This is a genomic window from Leifsonia sp. L25, from assembly GCF_050632895.1.
Genome location: NZ_JBODRZ010000003.1, coordinates 2759204 through 2776677 on the forward strand (window position 1 = coordinate 2759204; position 17474 = coordinate 2776677).

The 17474-nt window shown below is 71.9% G+C and carries 17 protein-coding genes, 1 pseudogene and 1 riboswitch; of the genes and pseudogenes, 11 read left to right on the forward strand and 7 right to left on the reverse strand.

Annotated elements, in window-relative coordinates; all coding sequences use genetic code 11:
• The first annotated feature begins 97 nt into the window (after positions 1–97).
• A complete protein-coding gene (locus ACRAWC_RS17880) occupies positions 98–1921 on the forward strand; it encodes a DUF4012 domain-containing protein (protein WP_431348926.1) in 1824 nt (607 codons plus the stop codon).
• A gap of 51 nt (positions 1922–1972) precedes the next feature.
• Positions 1973–2626: a hypothetical protein gene (locus ACRAWC_RS17885; RefSeq protein WP_431348927.1), complete on the forward strand. Its 654-nt coding sequence runs from the start codon at positions 1973–1975 to the stop codon at positions 2624–2626.
• 87 nt (positions 2627–2713) lie between these two features.
• On the opposite strand, the gene ACRAWC_RS17890 is transcribed toward ACRAWC_RS17885, so the two are convergent.
• Entirely contained in the window at positions 2714–4225 is a 1512-nt protein-coding gene (locus ACRAWC_RS17890) for a beta-N-acetylhexosaminidase (RefSeq protein WP_431348928.1), read from the reverse strand.
• Positions 4226–4377: 152 nt separating this feature from the next.
• Positions 4378–4477, forward strand: a riboswitch (ZMP/ZTP riboswitch).
• Between the two features lie 101 nt (positions 4478–4578).
• On the opposite strand from ACRAWC_RS17890, the gene glyA reads away from it, so the two are divergent.
• The 3 genes from glyA (at position 4579) to ACRAWC_RS17905 (ending at position 7366) form a co-directional block, all read left to right on the forward strand.
• Positions 4579–5838, forward strand: a complete 1260-nt coding sequence (gene glyA / locus ACRAWC_RS17895; RefSeq protein WP_431348929.1) for a serine hydroxymethyltransferase — start codon at positions 4579–4581, stop codon at positions 5836–5838.
• Positions 5839–5939: 101 nt separating this feature from the next.
• Complete coding sequence (locus tag ACRAWC_RS17900; protein ID WP_431348930.1) at positions 5940–6821, forward strand: bifunctional methylenetetrahydrofolate dehydrogenase/methenyltetrahydrofolate cyclohydrolase; 882 nt, start codon at positions 5940–5942, stop codon at positions 6819–6821.
• Between the two features lie 14 nt (positions 6822–6835).
• Positions 6836–7366 carry a YbaK/EbsC family protein gene (locus tag ACRAWC_RS17905; RefSeq protein WP_431349477.1) on the forward strand — a complete coding sequence of 177 codons (531 nt, stop codon included), beginning with the start codon at positions 6836–6838 and terminating at the stop codon, positions 7364–7366.
• A 17-nt stretch (positions 7367–7383) separates the two neighbouring features.
• Here the strand turns inward: ACRAWC_RS17905 and ACRAWC_RS17910 are convergent.
• The 4 genes and pseudogenes from ACRAWC_RS17910 to galT all read right to left on the reverse strand — a co-directional run bounded on the left by ACRAWC_RS17910 (position 7384) and on the right by galT (position 11112).
• A pseudogene (locus ACRAWC_RS17910) lies at positions 7384–7895 on the reverse strand (gamma carbonic anhydrase family protein).
• A gap of 25 nt (positions 7896–7920) precedes the next feature.
• Positions 7921–8709, reverse strand: coding sequence for an MBL fold metallo-hydrolase (locus ACRAWC_RS17915; protein WP_431348931.1), 789 nt, complete (start codon positions 8707–8709; stop codon positions 7921–7923).
• Positions 8710–8752: 43 nt separating this feature from the next.
• Positions 8753–9913, reverse strand: a complete 1161-nt coding sequence (gene galK / locus ACRAWC_RS17920) for a galactokinase (protein WP_431348932.1) — start codon at positions 9911–9913, stop codon at positions 8753–8755.
• Complete coding sequence (gene galT / locus ACRAWC_RS17925) at positions 9910–11112, reverse strand: galactose-1-phosphate uridylyltransferase (RefSeq protein ID WP_431348933.1); 1203 nt, start codon at positions 11110–11112, stop codon at positions 9910–9912. The genes galK and galT overlap by 4 nt, the downstream gene beginning before the upstream one ends.
• 82 nt (positions 11113–11194) lie before the next feature.
• On the opposite strand from galT, the gene ACRAWC_RS17930 reads away from it, so the two are divergent.
• Entirely contained in the window at positions 11195–11980 is a 786-nt protein-coding gene (locus ACRAWC_RS17930; protein ID WP_431348934.1) for a DeoR/GlpR family DNA-binding transcription regulator, read from the forward strand.
• Between the two features lie 15 nt (positions 11981–11995).
• Positions 11996–12931: an aldose 1-epimerase family protein gene (locus ACRAWC_RS17935; protein WP_431348935.1), complete on the forward strand. Its 936-nt coding sequence runs from the start codon at positions 11996–11998 to the stop codon at positions 12929–12931.
• On the opposite strand, the gene ACRAWC_RS17940 is transcribed toward ACRAWC_RS17935, so the two are convergent.
• The gene (locus tag ACRAWC_RS17940) at positions 12910–13614 is read right to left on the reverse strand and encodes an SDR family oxidoreductase (protein WP_431348936.1); all 705 of its coding nucleotides are present in this window, start codon (positions 13612–13614) and stop codon (positions 12910–12912) included. The genes ACRAWC_RS17935 and ACRAWC_RS17940 overlap by 22 nt on opposite strands.
• An 87-nt stretch (positions 13615–13701) precedes the next feature.
• Between ACRAWC_RS17940 and ACRAWC_RS17945 the strand changes: the two genes are divergently transcribed.
• Positions 13702–14298: a TetR/AcrR family transcriptional regulator gene (locus tag ACRAWC_RS17945; protein ID WP_431348937.1), complete on the forward strand. Its 597-nt coding sequence runs from the start codon at positions 13702–13704 to the stop codon at positions 14296–14298.
• Positions 14299–14310: 12 nt separating this feature from the next.
• Here ACRAWC_RS17945 and ACRAWC_RS17950 read toward each other — a convergent pair whose 3' ends face one another.
• Entirely contained in the window at positions 14311–15408 is a 1098-nt protein-coding gene (locus ACRAWC_RS17950; protein WP_431348938.1) for a calcium:proton antiporter, read from the reverse strand.
• Positions 15409–15489: 81 nt separating this feature from the next.
• Here ACRAWC_RS17950 and ACRAWC_RS17955 point away from each other — a divergent pair, with 81 nt between their 5' ends.
• Genes ACRAWC_RS17955 through ACRAWC_RS17965 form a run of 3 tightly spaced genes read left to right on the forward strand, consistent with a single transcriptional unit; the run spans position 15490 to position 17434 of the window.
• Entirely contained in the window at positions 15490–16113 is a 624-nt protein-coding gene (locus tag ACRAWC_RS17955; RefSeq protein ID WP_431348939.1) for a DUF4232 domain-containing protein, read from the forward strand.
• Positions 16114–16157: 44 nt separating this feature from the next.
• The gene (locus ACRAWC_RS17960; protein ID WP_431348940.1) at positions 16158–16526 is read left to right on the forward strand and encodes a hypothetical protein; all 369 of its coding nucleotides are present in this window, start codon (positions 16158–16160) and stop codon (positions 16524–16526) included.
• Positions 16484–17434 carry a chloride channel protein gene (locus ACRAWC_RS17965; protein WP_431348941.1) on the forward strand — a complete coding sequence of 317 codons (951 nt, stop codon included), beginning with the start codon at positions 16484–16486 and terminating at the stop codon, positions 17432–17434. Before ACRAWC_RS17960 ends, ACRAWC_RS17965 begins: the two co-directional genes overlap by 43 nt.
• Positions 17435–17474: the final 40 nt, after the last annotated feature.

The following is a 17474-nucleotide window of genomic DNA, read 5'->3' on the forward strand; positions in this document are numbered from 1 at the left end:
AACATCGACCGATCAGCACGTAAATCCCCGGGTCGACGGTGGGCGGCGCCGGTACCGACGACAGCATGGGTCCGATGTCGAAAGGGAGTCGGGACCTATGAGCGGTCGATCGCGCCGCCGTGCGAGAGCGGCCGAGCGCGCACGCGTCACGCGTGTCGTGCTGATCTCGCTCGGGGCCGTCGCGCTCGTCGTCGTGGGGTGCGCCGCCTGGGTGGGCGTCCGAGCGGCCGTCTCCTATGGTCACGTCTCCGCCGCCCGCGGCGAGGCCAGGGCGATCCTCGACGCCGTGGCGGCGGACCCGGCGTCGGCCGCCTCCCGCGCCGACCGGCTCCGGGCGGTGGCCGGCCGCCTGGACGACGCAAAGGGACTGACGGGCGATGTCGTCTGGCGCGCGTCCGAGTACGTCCCGTTCGCCGGCGCCAACCTGCGCTCCTACCGGCTCACCGTCGAAGCGCTCCACGAGACGGTCGACGGGGGACTGGCGCCTGTGGTCGCCGACCTCGCCCGGCTGGAGACCGCCGTGTCGCTCTCCGAGCGGACGGTCGACACCAAGGCCGTCGCGGGCACGGCCGCCGGCCTCCGCACGGCGCAACGCGCGCTCGAGCGAAGCCGCACGACGCTGCGCGAGGCCTCGTCGGGCCCGCTCGTGCCGCCGCTCGCCTCCGGGGTCGGGGAGGCCGAGGGCCTGGTCGACAGCCTGCACCGGACCGTCTCCTCGCTCTCGGTCGCCGCGCGCGTGCTCCCGCCCGCTCTCGGCGCCGGCGGTGCGAAAAAGTACGCGCTGCTGTTCAACAACAACGCCGAGCTCCGGACCACAGGCGGGATCGCGGGGGCCGTCTCGGAACTGACCGCCGACGGCGGGAGCATCGAGCTGGGGCAGCAGCTCATCCCCGATCAGCTCAACCCCGCCGCCGGGGCCGGGCTCCAGGTGAGCCCGCAGGAGCGGGCGCTGCTCGGACCCCAGCTCGGCGAGTACATCCAGAACGTCAACCTGACGCCCGACTTCGTCCGGAGCGGCGAGCTCACGGCCGGCCACTGGCGCACGGCGCTCGGTCAGGAGCTCGACGGAGTGGTCTCGATCGACACCGCGACGATCGGCCTGCTGCTGGCGGCGACCGGCCCGATCACCGTCGGCGGGCGCGAGCTGAACAGCGAGAACGCGTCACGCGTCCTGTTGCGGGACGTCTACCTCGAGATCGAGAGCCGTGACGAGCAGGACGCGTTCTTCGGCGAGCTCACGCGCGCCATGTTCGACAAGCTCTTCGGCGCGGGCACCGGGACGGTACCCGTGCTGAAGGCGCTGGGCGCGGCGGTGGACGAGGGCAGGATCTCGCTCTGGTTCGCCGACGCCGCACTTCAGCGCGAGATCGCGAGCGGCCCGCTCGCCGGACCGCTCGCCCAGCTCACCGACCGCGGAGCGCCCGTCGGCGTGTTCTTCGCCGACGGGACCGCAGGCAAGATGGACAGCTACCTCGAAGGCTCTGTCACCGCCACCTGCCACGCCCCGGCGAAGGAGCGGGCGGGGAAGGAGACGTTGAAGGTCGGAAGCACCGTCACGGCCACCGCCACGCTCGCCTCCACGGCGCCGGCGGACATCGCCTCGTTCCCCTGGGTCGTGACCGGGTACGGCGTCCCGGACCTGCCGACCGGGCACATCCGGACGATGGTGCAGTTCGCAGGGACGGACAGCCTCCGTCCGCACCGCGTGACGGTCGACGGCACGGAGGTCACCGCCGTCTCCCGGATGATCGACGGCCATCCGGTGTCCGTCGTCACGGTCGACCTCGCTCCGGGAGCCGTCTCGGTCGTCGTCGCCGAGTTCGCCGCCCTGCCCACCCGGTCGCCGACCGTCGACCGCGTCGTCGCGACCCCCACCGCCACCGAGTTCGAGCACTTCGCCGAGCCCGGGACCTGTGGCTGACCGAACCGCTGCGGTCGGCCAGTGACACCCATCCCCTACGAAGGAGAACCCATGAAGAAGAAACTGTTCGGCGGCCTCGTCGCCCTGGCGCTGGCGCTGGCGCTCGCTCCCGCGGCGGCAGCCCACGCGGACTACCCGCCGGGCGGTGAGCTGCACGGCGAGCTCGACAAGTACACCGTCGACCCGGGCGAGACGGTCACCTACACCGCTCCGACGAGCACGTACCTGGCTGCGGAGTCCCTGACGCACCAGCTCACCGGCGTGAACGGACACACCGCGACCACCGCCTCGCTGCGGACCGCGCCGGTCGCACCCACGGTCGGCGAGTTCACCGCCACGGCGCAGGATGACGGCTCGCACTCGTTCGCCTTCGTCATCCCGTCGCAGGCGGGCGAAAGCTACACCTTCGAGGTGCTCCGCGCCAATGGTGACGTCTGGGACTCGTTCCAGATCTCCGTCGCGAACCCGGTCATCCCCCCGACGGGTAGTGACGACGGTGGCACCGGCGACGGTGGCACCGGCGACGGCGGCGCGGGTGGCGGTGCCGGCAACGGCGGCGCGGGCAACGGCGGAGGCCTCGCGATGACCGGTTCGGACATCGCGATCGCGAGCATCGCCGGCTCGGCCGTGCTCCTGGTCGGCGCGGGCGCCGTCCTGCTGGTCGTCCGCCGTCGCCGCCGCAGCGCGGAGACCGCTGCCGCGTGATGATCGCGACCCGTTGAGCTTCTCACTCGCCGGATGAGAGGAGTCGGTGGCCCGATGGGGTCGCCGGCTCCTTTCGCGTTCGCCGGCTCAGCGCGTCGCGTCCTCCGGCCACGGCACCTCGGCGACCCGGCGGTACGACGTTCCCAGCGCGTCCCAGTGCTCGGCGAGCCGCGCGACCCGGGCGGCGAACGCCTCGAAGTCGCGCGGCGACACCACCTGGGCCGTGTCCGCAGGCGCCTCCGACCAGCCGATCTCGGCGACGGCCGCGAGCCGGGGGAACACCATCCGCTCGACTTCCTCGATCGTCGAGATGGTCTCCGTCCACAGCGGAGCCTCGACGCCGAGGATGTGCGCGTCTCCCAGTCCCGGCACGATCCGAGCGGGGTCCCACTCGTACGCGCTGCGGAGGTCCGTCGGGCCGTCGGCCCAGTCCTGACCGATCGGGTCCCCCTCCTCGTAGACGATGTCGAGATAGGCGACGTCGGCCGGGGACATGATCACCGCGCCACCTCCACGGACGAACGCCAGTGTCTCGTCGGCCGCGTCGTCGCGCGGGCTGCGGAACGACCAGTACTGACCGACCGTCCCCTCGGGGAGACCGGCCGCGTGGCCCATCTCGTGCCAGCCGACCGGGACTTTGCCGGCCTCGGCGACGAGCTGCGCCGCCCGCCGTACGAAGGCCTGGAAGTCCGCCTCCGGCGTGCTGAGGCACTCGTCGCCGCCGATGTGGAGGTACGGGCCGGGCGTGAGAGCCGCGACCGCGCCGATCACGTCCCGCACGAAGCCGTCGGTGACCGGGTCACCGGTGCGCAGGGTGCTGAAGCCGACCTCCGACCCGGTGTAGAGCGCGGGTGCGACGCCGTCCGGGTTGAGCTCGGGGTAGGAGGCGAGCGCCGCGTTGGTGTGCCCCGGCATGTCGAGCTCGGGGACGATCGTGACGTGCCGCTCCTGCGCGTAGGCGACCAGCTCGCGGTAGTCGTCCGCGGAGTAGAAGCCGCCCCGACTGCCGTCGGTGCCCGTGGAACCGCCGATGCGGGTCAGCTCCGGCCAGCCGGGGATCTCGATGCGCCAGCCCTGGTCGTCGGTCAGGTGCAGGTGGAGGTGGTTGACCTTCAGCAGGACGATCGCGTCGATGAACCGCTTGACGTCCGCGACCGGGAAGAAGTGCCGGGCGACGTCCAGCATGGCGCCCCGGTAGGCGAAGCGGGGGTGGTCCGTGATCCGGAGCGCGTCGACGGTCAGCGGGTCGCCCTCGCACTCGGCCGGCACGAGCTGCCGCAACGTCTGAACGCCCCGGAACGCGCCGGCCGCAGTGGCCGCGCCGATCCGCACGCCTTCGGCCGCGACCTCCAGGGTGTAGCCCTCGGCCGGGTGCCCGGCCGGCCCCTCGTCGTCCGCGATCACGATGGCGATGTCCCCGAACGCCGGAGGCTCGTGGACGACGGCGAGGTCGCGATGACAGTCCGTGGCCAGCTCGGCCCGCAGCAGCCGGCCCACCGCCTCGGCACCCTGACCCGCCACGATGATCCTGGCGCCGGGGAGGAGCGTGAAGGGCGCGTCGCCCGTCTTCTCGAGCTGGGCGGGGCGAGGCACGACCACGGATGCTCCTCACCGCGTCAGGGGATTCTCGGGGTTCGGCCGACACTGCCCGCCCGCGGGACGGCCATGTGCGAGTATCGCAGGCGTCCCGACTCGTCAGCAAGGCCTCCAGCGGATGAGCACGAGCCTGTTCCACGCCCCTTTGCTATGCTTGCTCACGTCGCGACTGGCGCTCAGATGGTCACCATCGGGGAGCGACAACGGTTACCTCGAACGAACGGATGGATTCGGCCGCGCGCCTGGGTCGATGCACAAAGATTGTCCATCCCTGCTTTCAAGGAGCCGATAGTGACCGACACCCTTCCCTCCACCTTCACCGCCCCCTGGCGGAGGTCGATCCCGAGATCGCGGAGGTGCTGCAGCTCGAGCTCGGCCGCCAGCGCGACTACCTCGAGATGATCGCCTCAGAGAACTTCGTGCCGCGCGCCGTTCTCGAAGCCGTCGGCTCCGTGCTGACGAACAAGTACGCCGAGGGCTACCCGGGCCGCCGCTACTACGGCGGCTGCGAGTACGTCGACATCGCCGAGCAGCTCGCGATCGACCGGGCGAAGAGCCTGTTCGGCGCCGAGTACGCGAACGTCCAGCCGCACTCCGGTGCGTCCGCGAACGCGGCCGTCCTGTCGGCCATCGCCACCCCGGGCGACACCATCCTCGGTCTGGAGCTCGCGCACGGCGGCCACCTGACCCACGGCATGAAGCTCAACTTCTCCGGCAAGCTCTACAACGCAGTCGCCTACGGCGTCGACCCGGAGTCCTTCACCGTCGACATGAACGTCGTGCGCGACAAGGCCCTCGAGCACAAGCCGCAGGTCATCATCGCCGGCTGGTCGGCCTACCCGCGCCAGCTCGACTTCGCCGCGTTCCGCGAGATCGCGGACGAGGTGGGCGCGAAGCTCTGGGTGGACATGGCACACTTCGCCGGCCTGGTGGCCGCCGGTCTGCACCCGTCGCCCGTGCCTCACGCGGACGTCGTCAGCTCGACGGTGCACAAGACCATCGGCGGCCCGCGCTCCGGCTTCATCGTCAGCCGCGACATGGAGCTCGCCAAGAAGCTCAACTCCAACGTGTTCCCGGGCCAGCAGGGCGGGCCGCTCATGCACGTGATCGCCGCCAAGGCGACCGCGTTCAAGCTCGCCGCGACCGAGGAGTTCAAGGACCGCCAGGAGCGCACCGTCCGCGGTGCCAAGCTGCTCGCCGAGCGCCTCACCGCCGACGACTCGCGCGCCGCGGGCGTCGACGTGCTCACCGGTGGAACCGACGTGCACCTCGTGCTCGCCGACCTGCGCCACTCCGACCTCGACGGCCAGCAGGCGGAGGACGTCCTCCACGAGGTCGGCATCACCGTCAACCGCAACGCGGTGCCGTTCGACCCGCGCCCGCCGATGGTGACCTCCGGCCTCCGGATCGGCACGCCCGCCCTCGCGACCCGCGGCTTCGGCGACGCCGAGTTCACCGAGGTGGCCGACATCATCGCGCTCGCGCTGCGTCCCGGCGCCGACACCAAGGCGCTGCGCGCCCGCGTCGACGTGCTCACGGCCGCGTTCCCGCTCTACCCGGGCCTGACCCCCTCCGGCCAGGAGGGCTTCCCCGTCGAGCTCCCCTCCTCCATCTGACCCGGCGCCCAACCGCCGAGTACGCGAATAATCAGCAAAAAACCGTCGAGTACGCGAACTTTTCGCGTACTCGACGGTTGGCAACGAGTGTGGAGGGCCGCGTGACGGCGAAGATTCTGGACGGTAAGGCTACGGCTGCGTCGATCAAGGCGGAGCTGAAAGAGCGGGTGACCGCGCTGCGCGAGCAGGGCGTCGTGCCGGGGCTCGGCACGATCCTGGTCGGCGACGACCCCGGCTCGCAGTGGTACGTCGCGGGCAAGCACCGCGACTGTGCGGAGGTCGGCATCGCCTCCATCCGCCGCGACCTGCCCGCGGAGATCTCGCAGGCGGAGCTCGAGGCCGTGATCGAGGACCTGAACGGCGACCCCGACTGCACCGGCTTCATCGTCCAGCTCCCGTTGCCGTCGCACATCGACACCGACGCGATCCTGGAGCTGGTCGACCCCGCCAAGGACGCCGACGGCCTCCACCCGACGAACCTGGGCCGCCTGGTCCTCAACGTCAACCGGCCGATCACGACCCCGCTGCCGTGCACGCCGCGCGGGGTCATCGAGCTCATGCTGCGGCACGGAATCGAGCTGAACGGCAAGCACGTCGTCGTCGTCGGCCGCGGGGTGACCGTGGGCCGCGCGATCGGCTCCCTGCTCACCCGCCGCGAGTACAACGCCACGGTGACCCTCACTCACACCGGCACCGTCGACCTCGACGGCATCCTGCGCAGCGCCGACGTGATCGTCGCCGCCGCCGGTGTCGCCGGCCTGGTGACCGCCGACAACGTGAAGCCGGGCGCCATCGTCCTCGACGTCGGCGTGAGCCGCGTGGAGGACCCGGTGACGGGCAAGAGCAAGGTGGCCGGCGACGTGGCGGCAGACGTGGCCGAGGTCGCCGCGTGGGTCTCGCCGAACCCGGGCGGCGTCGGGCCGATGACCCGCGCGCTGCTGCTGCAGAACGTGGTGGAGTCCGCGGAGCGGGCGTTGGCGTGACCGCCGAGGACCGCATGCATCCGGCCGTCGAGCGGGTGGAGGCGGCGCTGCTGGAGGCCGGGATCGAGCCCCGCGTGCGCTGGTTCGACTCTGCGACCCCCACTGCGGCGTCGGCCGCGGCGGAACTGGGCGTGGAGGTGGGCGCGATCGCCAACTCGCTGGTCTTCACGATCGACGGCGAGCCGCTGCTGGTGATGACCTCCGGCGCGCACCGCGTCGACACGGCCTTCCTCGGCGAACGGCTCGGCGGCCGCATCCGCCGCGCCGACGCCGAGACGGTGAAGGCGGCGACCGGCCAGACCATCGGCGGCGTCGCCCCGCTCGGCCATCCCGAGCGTCTGCGCACGGTCGTCGACATCGCGCTCGCCGGCTACCCCGAGGTGTGGGCCGCCGCCGGCCACGCGCACACCGTCTTCCCGACGACGTTCGACGAACTCGTCCGCATCACCGGTGGCGAGCCCGGCCCCGTCGAACCCACCCCTGACCGCAGCCATCCGTTCCTCACTTTCTGCCGCGACACGCCGTCATGCGGCGGGAGAAACTGAGGAAGCGATGGCTGCTTTCAGGCTGTGGGGTGCTCGGTGACGTGGGTGAGGTAGGCGGCGGCGTTGCGGAGGATGCCGGCGCGCTCGTCGTCGGTGAGTTCTCGGCGCACTTTGCCGGGGACGCCGGCGACCAGTGAGCCGGGCGGGATGACGGCGCCCTCGAGCACGACGGTCCCGGCCGCGAGCAGGAGCCCGCACCGACCACCGCGCCGTTGAGCACCGTCGCGTGCATCCCGACCAGCACGCCGTCCTCGATCATGCAGCCGTGCAGCACCGCGTTGTGGCCGACCGACACATCCGCGCCGATGGTCAGCGGGAAGCCGCGGTCGACGTGGCAGGACACGTTGTCCTGGAGGTTGCTGCGCTCGCCGAGCACGATGTCCTCCGCCTCCGCCCGCAGCACAGCGTTGTACCAGACGCTGGAGCCGGCGAGCAGTCGCACGCGTCCCGCGAGGACGGCGCCGGCCGCGACGAACGCGTCGTCGGCGACGCTGGGGGTGGAGCCGTCGGTGAGCGTGATGAGGGTCATGCCCACACCTTACGGGGCGACGCGGTCACTCGTTGACCAGCACGAACCGCTTGCGGACGACCCGTGCGCCCACCGCATCCCCCGCCTCGTCCAGTGCCGAGAGCACCCGGTCGAGGATGCGCGGAGGCAGCGGGAGCGGCAGCTCGTCCGGCTGGTCGACAGTCCCCGGTGGGTAGATCACGCCCGGCGTGTCCGACATCTCGACGTGCGCGCCGCGCAGTTCCCGTACGGGCGCGGTCGGCGCGTCCCGGAACCGGATCAGCCGTTCGATGGTCGCCCGGTACTGTGCGCGGTCGCGCACGTACAGGTGCCCGGGCAGCACGGTGTCGCCGGTGAACAGGATGCCGGTCTCCCGGTCGAAGAACGCCACCGCAGACGGCTCGTGCCCCGGTCCGCCGATGACGTCGATCGTGCGGCGCCCGAGTGAGAACTCCACTGTCTCGTCCGGCCACGAGCGGAAGCCGAAGAACGAGATCACCTGCGCCGGCGTGGTCCCGACCGGCGTCGTCCCCGGCCGGGAGGCCAGCAGCGGGTCACCCGCGATGTGGTCGCGGTGCGCGTGGCTGTGCGCCACGACGAGCGGATACGGCCGGGTGAAGACGGCCGGATTGCGGCGCAGCCAGTCCTCGGTGAGCGCATCCACCGCCGCCCGCAGCGGGAACACGCGCTCGTCGTTCGTCGCTCCGGTGTCGATGAGCAGCGCGCGCTCCCGCCCGAAGAGCAGGAACAGGAACGGCGCCTCCCAGTGCGACGACTTCGGCTGACGGAGCTGGACCGTGTCAGGACTCAGCCAGGCGATCTCCGGTGCGCTCATCGTCCCATTCTGACGAACGGACGTGACCGGAGGATGAACGCGTTCAGCTCTCCCGGCGCGATCCCTCCGACGCGTTCACCGTGAACAGCTCCGGCTGGCCGAAGCCGTGCTCGGCGAAGGCGCCGTCGAGAGCGACCTGCACGCGGCTGAGCGCGTCGACCGGCACCAGCGCGAGCGCCGAGCCGCCGAAGCCGCCTCCGGTCATCCGCGCGCCGATCGCGCCGTTCGCCTGCGCGGTCTCCACCGCGAGGTCGAGCTCCGGGACCGAGATCTCGAAGTCGTCGCGCATGGAGGCATGGGAGGCGTCGAGCAGGTCGCCGATCGCGGTCGGGCCGCTCTCGCGGAGGAGGCGGACCGTGTCGAGGACGCGCTGATCCTCCGTGACCACGTGCCGCACGCGGCGGAAGGTCACGTCGTCCAGGATCTCGCGGGCGCGCGGGAGGTCGTCCACACTCACGTCGCGCAGCGACTCCACGCCGAGCGCAGCGGCCCCCGCCTCGCACGACGCCCGCCGCTCGGCATAGCCGCCGGTGGCGTGCGCGTGGGTGACGCCGGTGTCCACGATGAGGATGGCGAGTCCGGCCTGCTCGAGCCCGAGCGGCACGATCTCCGATTCCAGCGAGCGGCAGTCGAGGAACACCGCGGCGTCCTGCTGGCCGAGCAGCGACGCGGACTGGTCCATGATGCCGGTCGGGGCGCCGACGACGATGTTCTCGCTGCGCTGGCCGACGCGGGCGAGCGTCTGGCGGTCGAGGCCCAGCCGCCACACGTCGTTGAGCGCGAGGGCGGTCGCGCCCTCGATCGCGGCGGACGAGGACAGGCCGGCGCCGACCGGGACGTTGGAGTCGAGCAGGAGGTCGAAGCCGGGAACCGCCGCGAGGTCGGCGCCGAACTCGCCGAGCGCCCAGGCGACGCCGAGCGGGTATGCCGACCAGCCGTCGAGCGCGTCGGGGGAGAGCCGGTCGAGGTCGATCTCCACCAGCTCGTCGGCGAACGTGCTGCCCACCCGGACGGTGCGGTCGTCGCGCAGCCCGAGGGCGGCGACGGTCCGGCGGTTGATCGCGAACGGCAGCACGAAGCCGAGGTTGTAGTCGGTGTGCTCGCCGATGAGGTTCACCCGGCCGGGGCTCGACCAGACGCCGTCGGGCTCGCGGCCGAAGATCGAGACGAAGTCGTCGCGGACGCCGGTGCGCAGGTCGGTCATGCGGGGCTCTTTCCTTCGGGGGCGGGAGCGGGGGAGGCGGGCACGGTCACGAGCCCCGAGATGCCGGCGGGCAGCTCGCCTACCGGGTCGTCGCGGTCGGCGCGGGCGACGGCCTCCCGGAGCGCGGCGGCGGCCTGCTCGGGCGGGATGTCGCCGATCCACGCGCCCATCGCGGACTCGGAGCCGGCCAGGAACTTCAGCTTATCCGCGCCGCGGCGGGGCGAGGTGAGCTGCAGCATGAGGCGGATGTCGTCGCGGTGCGCGTCCACGGGCGCCTGGTGCCAGGCCGCGATGTACGGCGTGGGGGAGTCGTAGAGCGCGTCCACGCCGCGCAGCACGCGCAGGTAGAGGGTGGCGAGCTCGTCGCGCTCGGCTTCGGACGTGGCGGCGAGGTCGGGGATGTGGCGGTGCGGCAGCACGTGGATCTCGATCGGCCAGCGCGCGGCGAACGGCACGAACGCCGTCCAGTGCTCGCCGGCCAGGATGAATCGTTCCGACGCGCGCTCGCGCTCCAGGATGTCGGCGAACAGCGTCGGCCCGTAGCTCTCCAGCGACCGGATGAGGGCGCTGGTGCGCGGGGTGATGTACGGGTAGGCGTAGATCTGCCCGTGCGGGTGGTGCAGGGTGACGCCGATGGCCTCCCCGCGGTTCTCGAACGGGAACACCTGGCGCACGTTCGGGAGGGCCGAGAGTGCCGCCGTGCGGTCGGCCCAGGCCTCGATGACGGTGCGCGCGCGCGTGGGCGTCAGGCTGCCGAACGAGCCGGTCGTCGCGGGGCTGAAGCACACCACCTCGCAGCGGCCAACGGACGTACGTGTGCGCTCCAGCCCGACCGCGGAGAGGTCGTCGAGATCCACGGGCTGGTCCGCGTCCTCCAGCAGCGGGCCGAATGACGGCGACTTGTTCTCGAAGACGGCGACGTCGTAGACGCTCGGGATCTCGGACGGGTTGCCCGGCGTGGCCGGCGCCAGCGGGTCGAGCTCGGCCGGTGGGAGCATGACGCGGTTCTGCCGCGCGGCGGCGATGGAGACCCAGTCGCCGGTCAGCGGGTCCTGGCGCATGGTCGCCGTGGCCGGCCGCGGCGCGGGCTCGCGGAGGTCGGGTGCGCGCTCCGGGTCGAGTGCGGAGTCCGCGTCGTCGTAGTAGATGAGGTCGCGACCGTCGGACAGGCGGTGCGGGCGCTTCGTGATGGCAGCCATGCTTACCTTTCGTTTCCGAAAGCAAATGTACAGATCGGCTTGCGGATTGACAAGTAAACGCAAGCGCTGGAGCATTGCCGGTATGAGCGAACCGCTGCCCGCCGCCCTCCGCCGCGAGCGGATGCTCGACCTCATCGGCCGTACCGGGTTCGTGCGCGTCGCCGAGCTGAGCGAGGCGTTCCAGGTCTCCGACGTCACCGTGCGCTCCGACCTCGACGCCCTCGACGCCCAGCAGAGCATCCGCCGCGTCCACGGCGGGGCGGTGCTGCGCGGCGCCGGCACGCGCGAGGCGAGCTTCGAGGAGGCGCTGGAGTCGTCCGCGGAGGAGAAGCGGCGGATCGGTGCGGCCGCGGCGGCGCTGGTGGAGTCCGGCAGCAGCGTCCTGCTCGACGTCGGCACCACCACCGCCGCGATCGCACGGGCCCTCGCCGAGCGCGACGACCTGGAGGACGTGACCGTCGTCACCAACGGCCTCACCATCGCCCTCGAACTGGAGCGCGCGATCCCGCGCTTCCAGGTTGTGGTCACCGGAGGCACGCTGCGGCCGCTGCAGCATTCGCTCGTCGAGCCGCTGGCCTCCGTGCTCCTGCAGCGCGTGCACGCCGACCTCGCATTCATCGGCTGCACAGGTGTCGACCCCGCGGGCGGCATCACGAACGTGAACCTGCCGGAGGCCGACCTCAAGCGCGTCATGGTGGCCTCCTCCGGCCGTGCCCTGGTCGTCGCCGACGGCTCCAAGCTCGGCCGCACACACGTCGGCCGGATCGCCGCGCTGGAGGACGTCGCCGGCCTCCTCACCGGTGAGTCCGCGGACCTCGGCGCGGTGCGAGCGCTGCGGGCCGCGGGCCTGCCCGTGACCATCGCCTAGGAATACGCTGTCTCCATGCGCGCACCGACAGGAGAGCAGTACGACCTCGAGTTCGGCGACCTGACCGCCACGGTCACGCAGGTGGCGGCCGGTCTCCGCACCCTCCGATACGGGGGAGTGGACATCCTCGAACCGTTCCCGGAGGACTCCACCCCGCCCTCGGCCGACGGCATCGTGCTCATGCCGTGGCCGAACCGGGTGAAGGACGGCGTTTGGGAGCTGGGCGGCGTGCCGCAGCGGCTCGCCCTCACGGAGCCGGCGCTGGGCAACGCGTCGCACGGCCTGCTGCGCTACCGCCCTTACACGCTGGTCGAACGCTCCGACTCGGCGGTGACCCAGGCGGCGACGATCTACCCGGAGGCCGGCTACCCGTTCATCCTCGACACCGCCGTCACGCACGAACTCGACACGGAGGGCCTGACGGTCACCCACGCCGTGACCAACCGCGGCGAGCGGAGCGCGCCCGTCGCCATCGGCGCGCACCCGTACCTCCGCATCGGCGACGTCCCGGCGAGCCGGCTCACGCTGACCGTCCACGCCGGCACCCGGTTCGAGACCGACGACCGGCTGAACGTCATCGGGGAGACCCCGGTCGCCGGCACGCCGTACGACCTCTCGGAGGGCGGTGTCGTGGCCGACCTCGACCTCAACGACGGCTTCGGCGACCTCCGACAGCCCGCCGAGCACGTGCTCGCCGCGTCGGACGGCCGAACGGTCACGCTCTGGGGCGACGCGTCGTTCGGGTACGTCCAGGTGTTCACCCACCGGGCGTTCGCAACGAAGGAGGCGGGTGAGGTCGCGCTCGCCGTGGAGCCGATGACGGCTCCGGCGAACGCGCTCAACACCGGACGGGGCCTGCGCTGGGTGGAGCCCGGGGAGACCTGGACCGCGCAGTGGGGGATCCGGCCGCGCGGCTTCGCCTCGGACTCCTACCTGGCGAGCTGGGGGTAGAGGACGCGCACGTCCTGGTGCAGCACGGCCTTCACCTGCTGCGCCGTCTCCCCGACGATCGCCTCCGCGTCTCCGGCGGCGACGGCGTCGAGCGCCTCGGCGACGACCTGCGCCGGCGGTACCTTGTAGCCGTCCGCGTGCGCGGCCATGTCGGTGTCGACGTAGCCGACGTGCACGCCGACCACCTGGATGCCCTGCGGCGCGAGCTCGACGCGGGCGGAGTTGCTCGCCGACCACAGCGCGGCCTTGCCCGCGCTGTAGGAGCCGATCGCGTACCAGCTCAGTGCGGAGTGCATGTTCACGATCGCGCCGCCGCCGTTCGCGGCGAGGACCGGCGCGAAGGCGCGGGTCACCAGCACCGGGCCCCAGAAGTTGGTGTCGAACTCGCGGTGGATGTCGGCCAGGTCGCCGCTCACCAGCGACTGGTTCACGCCGATCCCCGCGTTGTTGACGAGCACGGTCACGTCCGCGGCGGTCTCCGCGGCGCGCTGGATGCTCTCGACGTCGGTCACGTCGAGCTCCAGCGGCACGACGCGCCGGTCGGTGACGGCGACCGACTCGGGGCGGCGGGCGGCGGCGTAGACCTTCGACGCGCCACGCTCCAGGAGCTCGGCGACGAACGCCGCCCCCAGCCCGCGGTTGGCGCCGGTGACGAGTGCGACGCGTCCGGTGATGTCGGTCATGGTGGTCCTCCAAAAGTAAACCGATCTGTTTCCGGCAATGTACACAGATCGGTTTACTTTGCGCAACCCGGCCTCTAGAATCGACGCATGACCACGACGACCACCCCGCGCCCCAAGCCCCGGGAGCGCGTGCTGGACGCCGCCGCACGGCTCTTCATCCGCGAAGGTGTGCACGCGGTCGGCGTCGACCGCCTCGCCCAGGAGGCGCACGTCTCCAAGCGCTCCATCTACCAGCACTTCGAGAGCAAGGACGCGATCGTCGCGGACATGCTGACCGAGTACGGCCCTCGCGTGGTCGCGGGGTACTTCAGCGACGGCGACGACGGCCGCGCTCCGCGGGAGCGGGTCCTGCACGTCTACGACGCCCTCCACCGCGCCGCCGAGGCCGGCGACTACTTCGGCTGCCCGTTCGTCAACGTCGCCACCGAGCTGCGCGACCGCGAGCACCCCGCCGCGCAGGTGGCGCAGCACTTCAAGAGCGAGCTGACCGCGTACTTCGAACGCCAGGCCGAGGCGGCGGGCATCGCGTCACCGCACGTCCTCGCCGTGCAGCTCACGCTCCTGTTCGACGGCGCCTCCGCGAGTGCAGCGCTGTGCGGCGGCACGCCCGTGGCCGCGCGGCTCGCCGCGGAGACGCTCTGGGATTCGGCGGTGGCCGACGCGGCGGTCAGCGCCGGCCGGTGAGCGTGTGCACCGTCACGGCACGATCGACAGGAAGATGAACGCCGCGAAGACGATCAGGTGGATGCCGCCCTTGATGCGCGCCGCCTGCCCCGGCATGATCGTCAGGATGCTGATGACCACCGTCAGCATCAGCAGCACGATCTGACTCGACCCGAGCCCCAGGTGCAGCGGCCCCGGCAGCCAGATGGATGCGATCGCGATCGCCGGGATGGTGAGCCCGATGCTCGCGATCGCGGAGCCGAGCGCCAGGTTGAGGCTGGTCTGCATCCGGTTGCGGCGCGCAGCCTTCGACGCGGCGATGCCTTCCGGGAGCAGTACCAGCAGCGCGATGATCACACCGACGAACGACTGCGGGAGGCCGATCCCCGTCACCGCGCGCTCGATCGGGGTGGACTCCAGCTTGGCCAGCCCGACCACGGCGACCAGAGCGACCAGCAGAAGGCCCACACTGATCAGCGCGGTGCGGGTCGACGGTGCGTCGGCGTGGCTGTCCTCCGTGAGCGGCCTGCCCTTCGGGGAGACCGGGAGGAAGAAGTCGCGGTGCGCGAACGTCTGTGTGAACACGAACATCGCGTACAGCGCGACCGACGCGATCGCGGCGAACGTGAGCTGGCCGGGCGAGAACTCCGGGCCGGCCGTGGCCTCCGTGAAGGTCGGAAGCACCATCGTGAGGGTGGCCATCGCCGTCACCGTGCCGAGAGCGGCGCCGCTGCCCTGCGCGTTGAAAGTGGTGGTCTCCTTGCGGCTGGCGCTGAGCAGGAGGCTGAGCCCGACGATGCCGTTCATCGTGATCATCACCGCCGAGAACACGGTGTCCCGGGCGAGCGTCGCGGTGTCCTTGCCGGTGGTCATCAGCGTCACGATGAGCGCCACCTCGATGATCGTCACGGCCACGGCGAGCACGAGCGACCCGAACGGCTCCCCGACCCGGTGCGCGACGACCTCCGCGTGCTGCACGGCGGCCAGCACCGTCCCGGCCAGCACGACCGCGATCAGCGCGACGGCGACGGGCTCCAGCTCGACCGTCCAGAACGCGATCAGGACGACGACGCCGATGACGGGGACGAAGACCGTCCAGTAGCGTGCCAGCCAGGTCCCGAGAGCTCTCATGCCTTCATACTGTCAGTGCAAGTCGGGCCGGGGCGGCGCGTCATCGCTGGACGGACCGCCTCGGCGTGCTGACAATAGTGCATGTCCGTCTCGACGCGCCGCTCTGTCATCGCTCGGCCTGCTCTCGCCCTCGCGCTCGCCGCCGCGTTCGCCTGGGGCCTCGCCGGCTGCTCCGCCGGCGCGAGCCCGACGGCGTCCCCCGCCGGATCGGACTCCACCTCCGACACGGGCTCGTCGTCCCCGCGCCCGACAGCGAGCAACGCCTCCCAGCCCATCCAGGGCCAGTGCGCCACCTCCGATCTCACCGGAAGCATCGGCAAGGGCGGAGGCGGCGCCGCGGGCAGCGTGGAGGTCACCCTCGTCCTCACCAACAACGGGTCGACCCAGTGCTCGCTGCAGGGCTGGCCCGGCGTCTCGTTCGTGGGGGACGGCAACGGCACCCAGCTCGGCAACGCGGCGCAGTTCGACCGCAGCACCCCGCACGACACGGTCGTCCTCCAGCCGGGCGGCACCGCACAGGCGCCGCTGAAGATCACCCAGGCTCTCAACTACCCCGACGCGGACTGCAAGCCCAAGCCGGCGGACGGGTTCCGCGTGTACCCGCCCGGCTCGACCGAGTCGCTGTTCGTGAAGGCCGGCACCTACACGGCATGCACGGCCACGACGGTCAACCTCCTCACCGTCGGGGCTCTCGCAGCCCCGTGAGGCGCCTGACCGGGACGCCTCCCGGCGGGCAGTAGCCTGGGAGCGTGCCCACGTCCCGACGCGTTCCCGCACGCGCCACGCCCGCCTGGCTGACCAGGCTCGTCGTCGTCACGGCGCTCGTCGGAGTCGGCGCCGGGGTGGGCGGCGGGCTGGTCTACCTCGGCCTGCACACCATCCAGCACCTGGCGTTCGGGTACTCGGAGGGGACGTTCCTCGAGGGGCTGCTCGACGCCCCGCCGGTGAACCGCGTCGTCGCGCTGGTGCTCGCCGGCATTCTCGGAGGGGTCGGCTGGTTCTTCCTGCGCCGCTGGGGACGCCGGAGCACCGGTCGCGCCATCGTCTCGGTGGAGGCCGCGGTCGGGGGCGCAGGATGCCCGCCGTCGTCACGCTCCTCAATGCGGCGCTCCAGGTGATCATCGTCGGCCTCGGCGCCTCCATCGGCAGGGAGGTCGCGCCGCGCGAGATCGCGGCCTGGTGGGCGTCGTGGCTGTCCGAGCGCGCCGGCGTGAGCGCCCGCGAGCGCCGCATCCTGGTCGCGTGCGGCGCGGGCGCGGGTCTCGCCGCCGTCTACAACGTCCCGTTCGGCGGCGCGGTGTTCGCCGTCGAGATCCTTCTGGCGGAGATCAGCTTCGCGACGGTGCTGCCGGCCCTCGCAACCTCCGCGATCGGGGCGCTCGTCGCCCGGCTGGTGGTGCCCGCCAATCCGCTCTACCTCGTGCACCAGATCCCGCTGCGACCGCAGATCGTGGTGTGGGCGATCCTCGCGGGCCCGATCATCGGCTTCGCGGCCGTCGGCTTCGTGCGGCTGACCCGATTCGCCCAGAATCACCGGCCTCAGTCGTGGGGCATCCTCATCGTGATGCCGCTGGTCTTCGCCGCCGTCGGCGTGGTGTCGCTCTGGCTGCCCGCGATCCTCGGCAACGGCCGCTCGCTCGGCCAGCTCGCGCTGACGGCGACGCTGCCGGTCGTCGTCATCCTGCTGACCACCGTGGCCAAGACGGCGGCGACCGTCGGCACCATCGGCGCGGGCGCCGCCGGGGGCACCCTGACCCCGTCGTTCGCGATCGGCGCGGGCCTCGGCCTGACGCTCGGCGGTGTGTGGGAGCTGGTCTGGCCCGGAGAGCCGGTCGCGGCGTTCGCGCTGCTGGGCGCGGCGGCCTTCCTGGCGGTGACGATGCGCGCGCCGTTGACGGCACTGCTCCTCGTGATGGAGTTCACCAACCAGGGCCCGGACATGCTGGCGCCGATCATGCTGTGCATCGCGGGGGCTGTGGCGGTGGGGTACGTGCTGGAGCGGGGGCGGTTCACCGGGGTGGCCTGAGCCGTTCGGCGGCGTGACCCTCCCGTGACCCGATTCATAG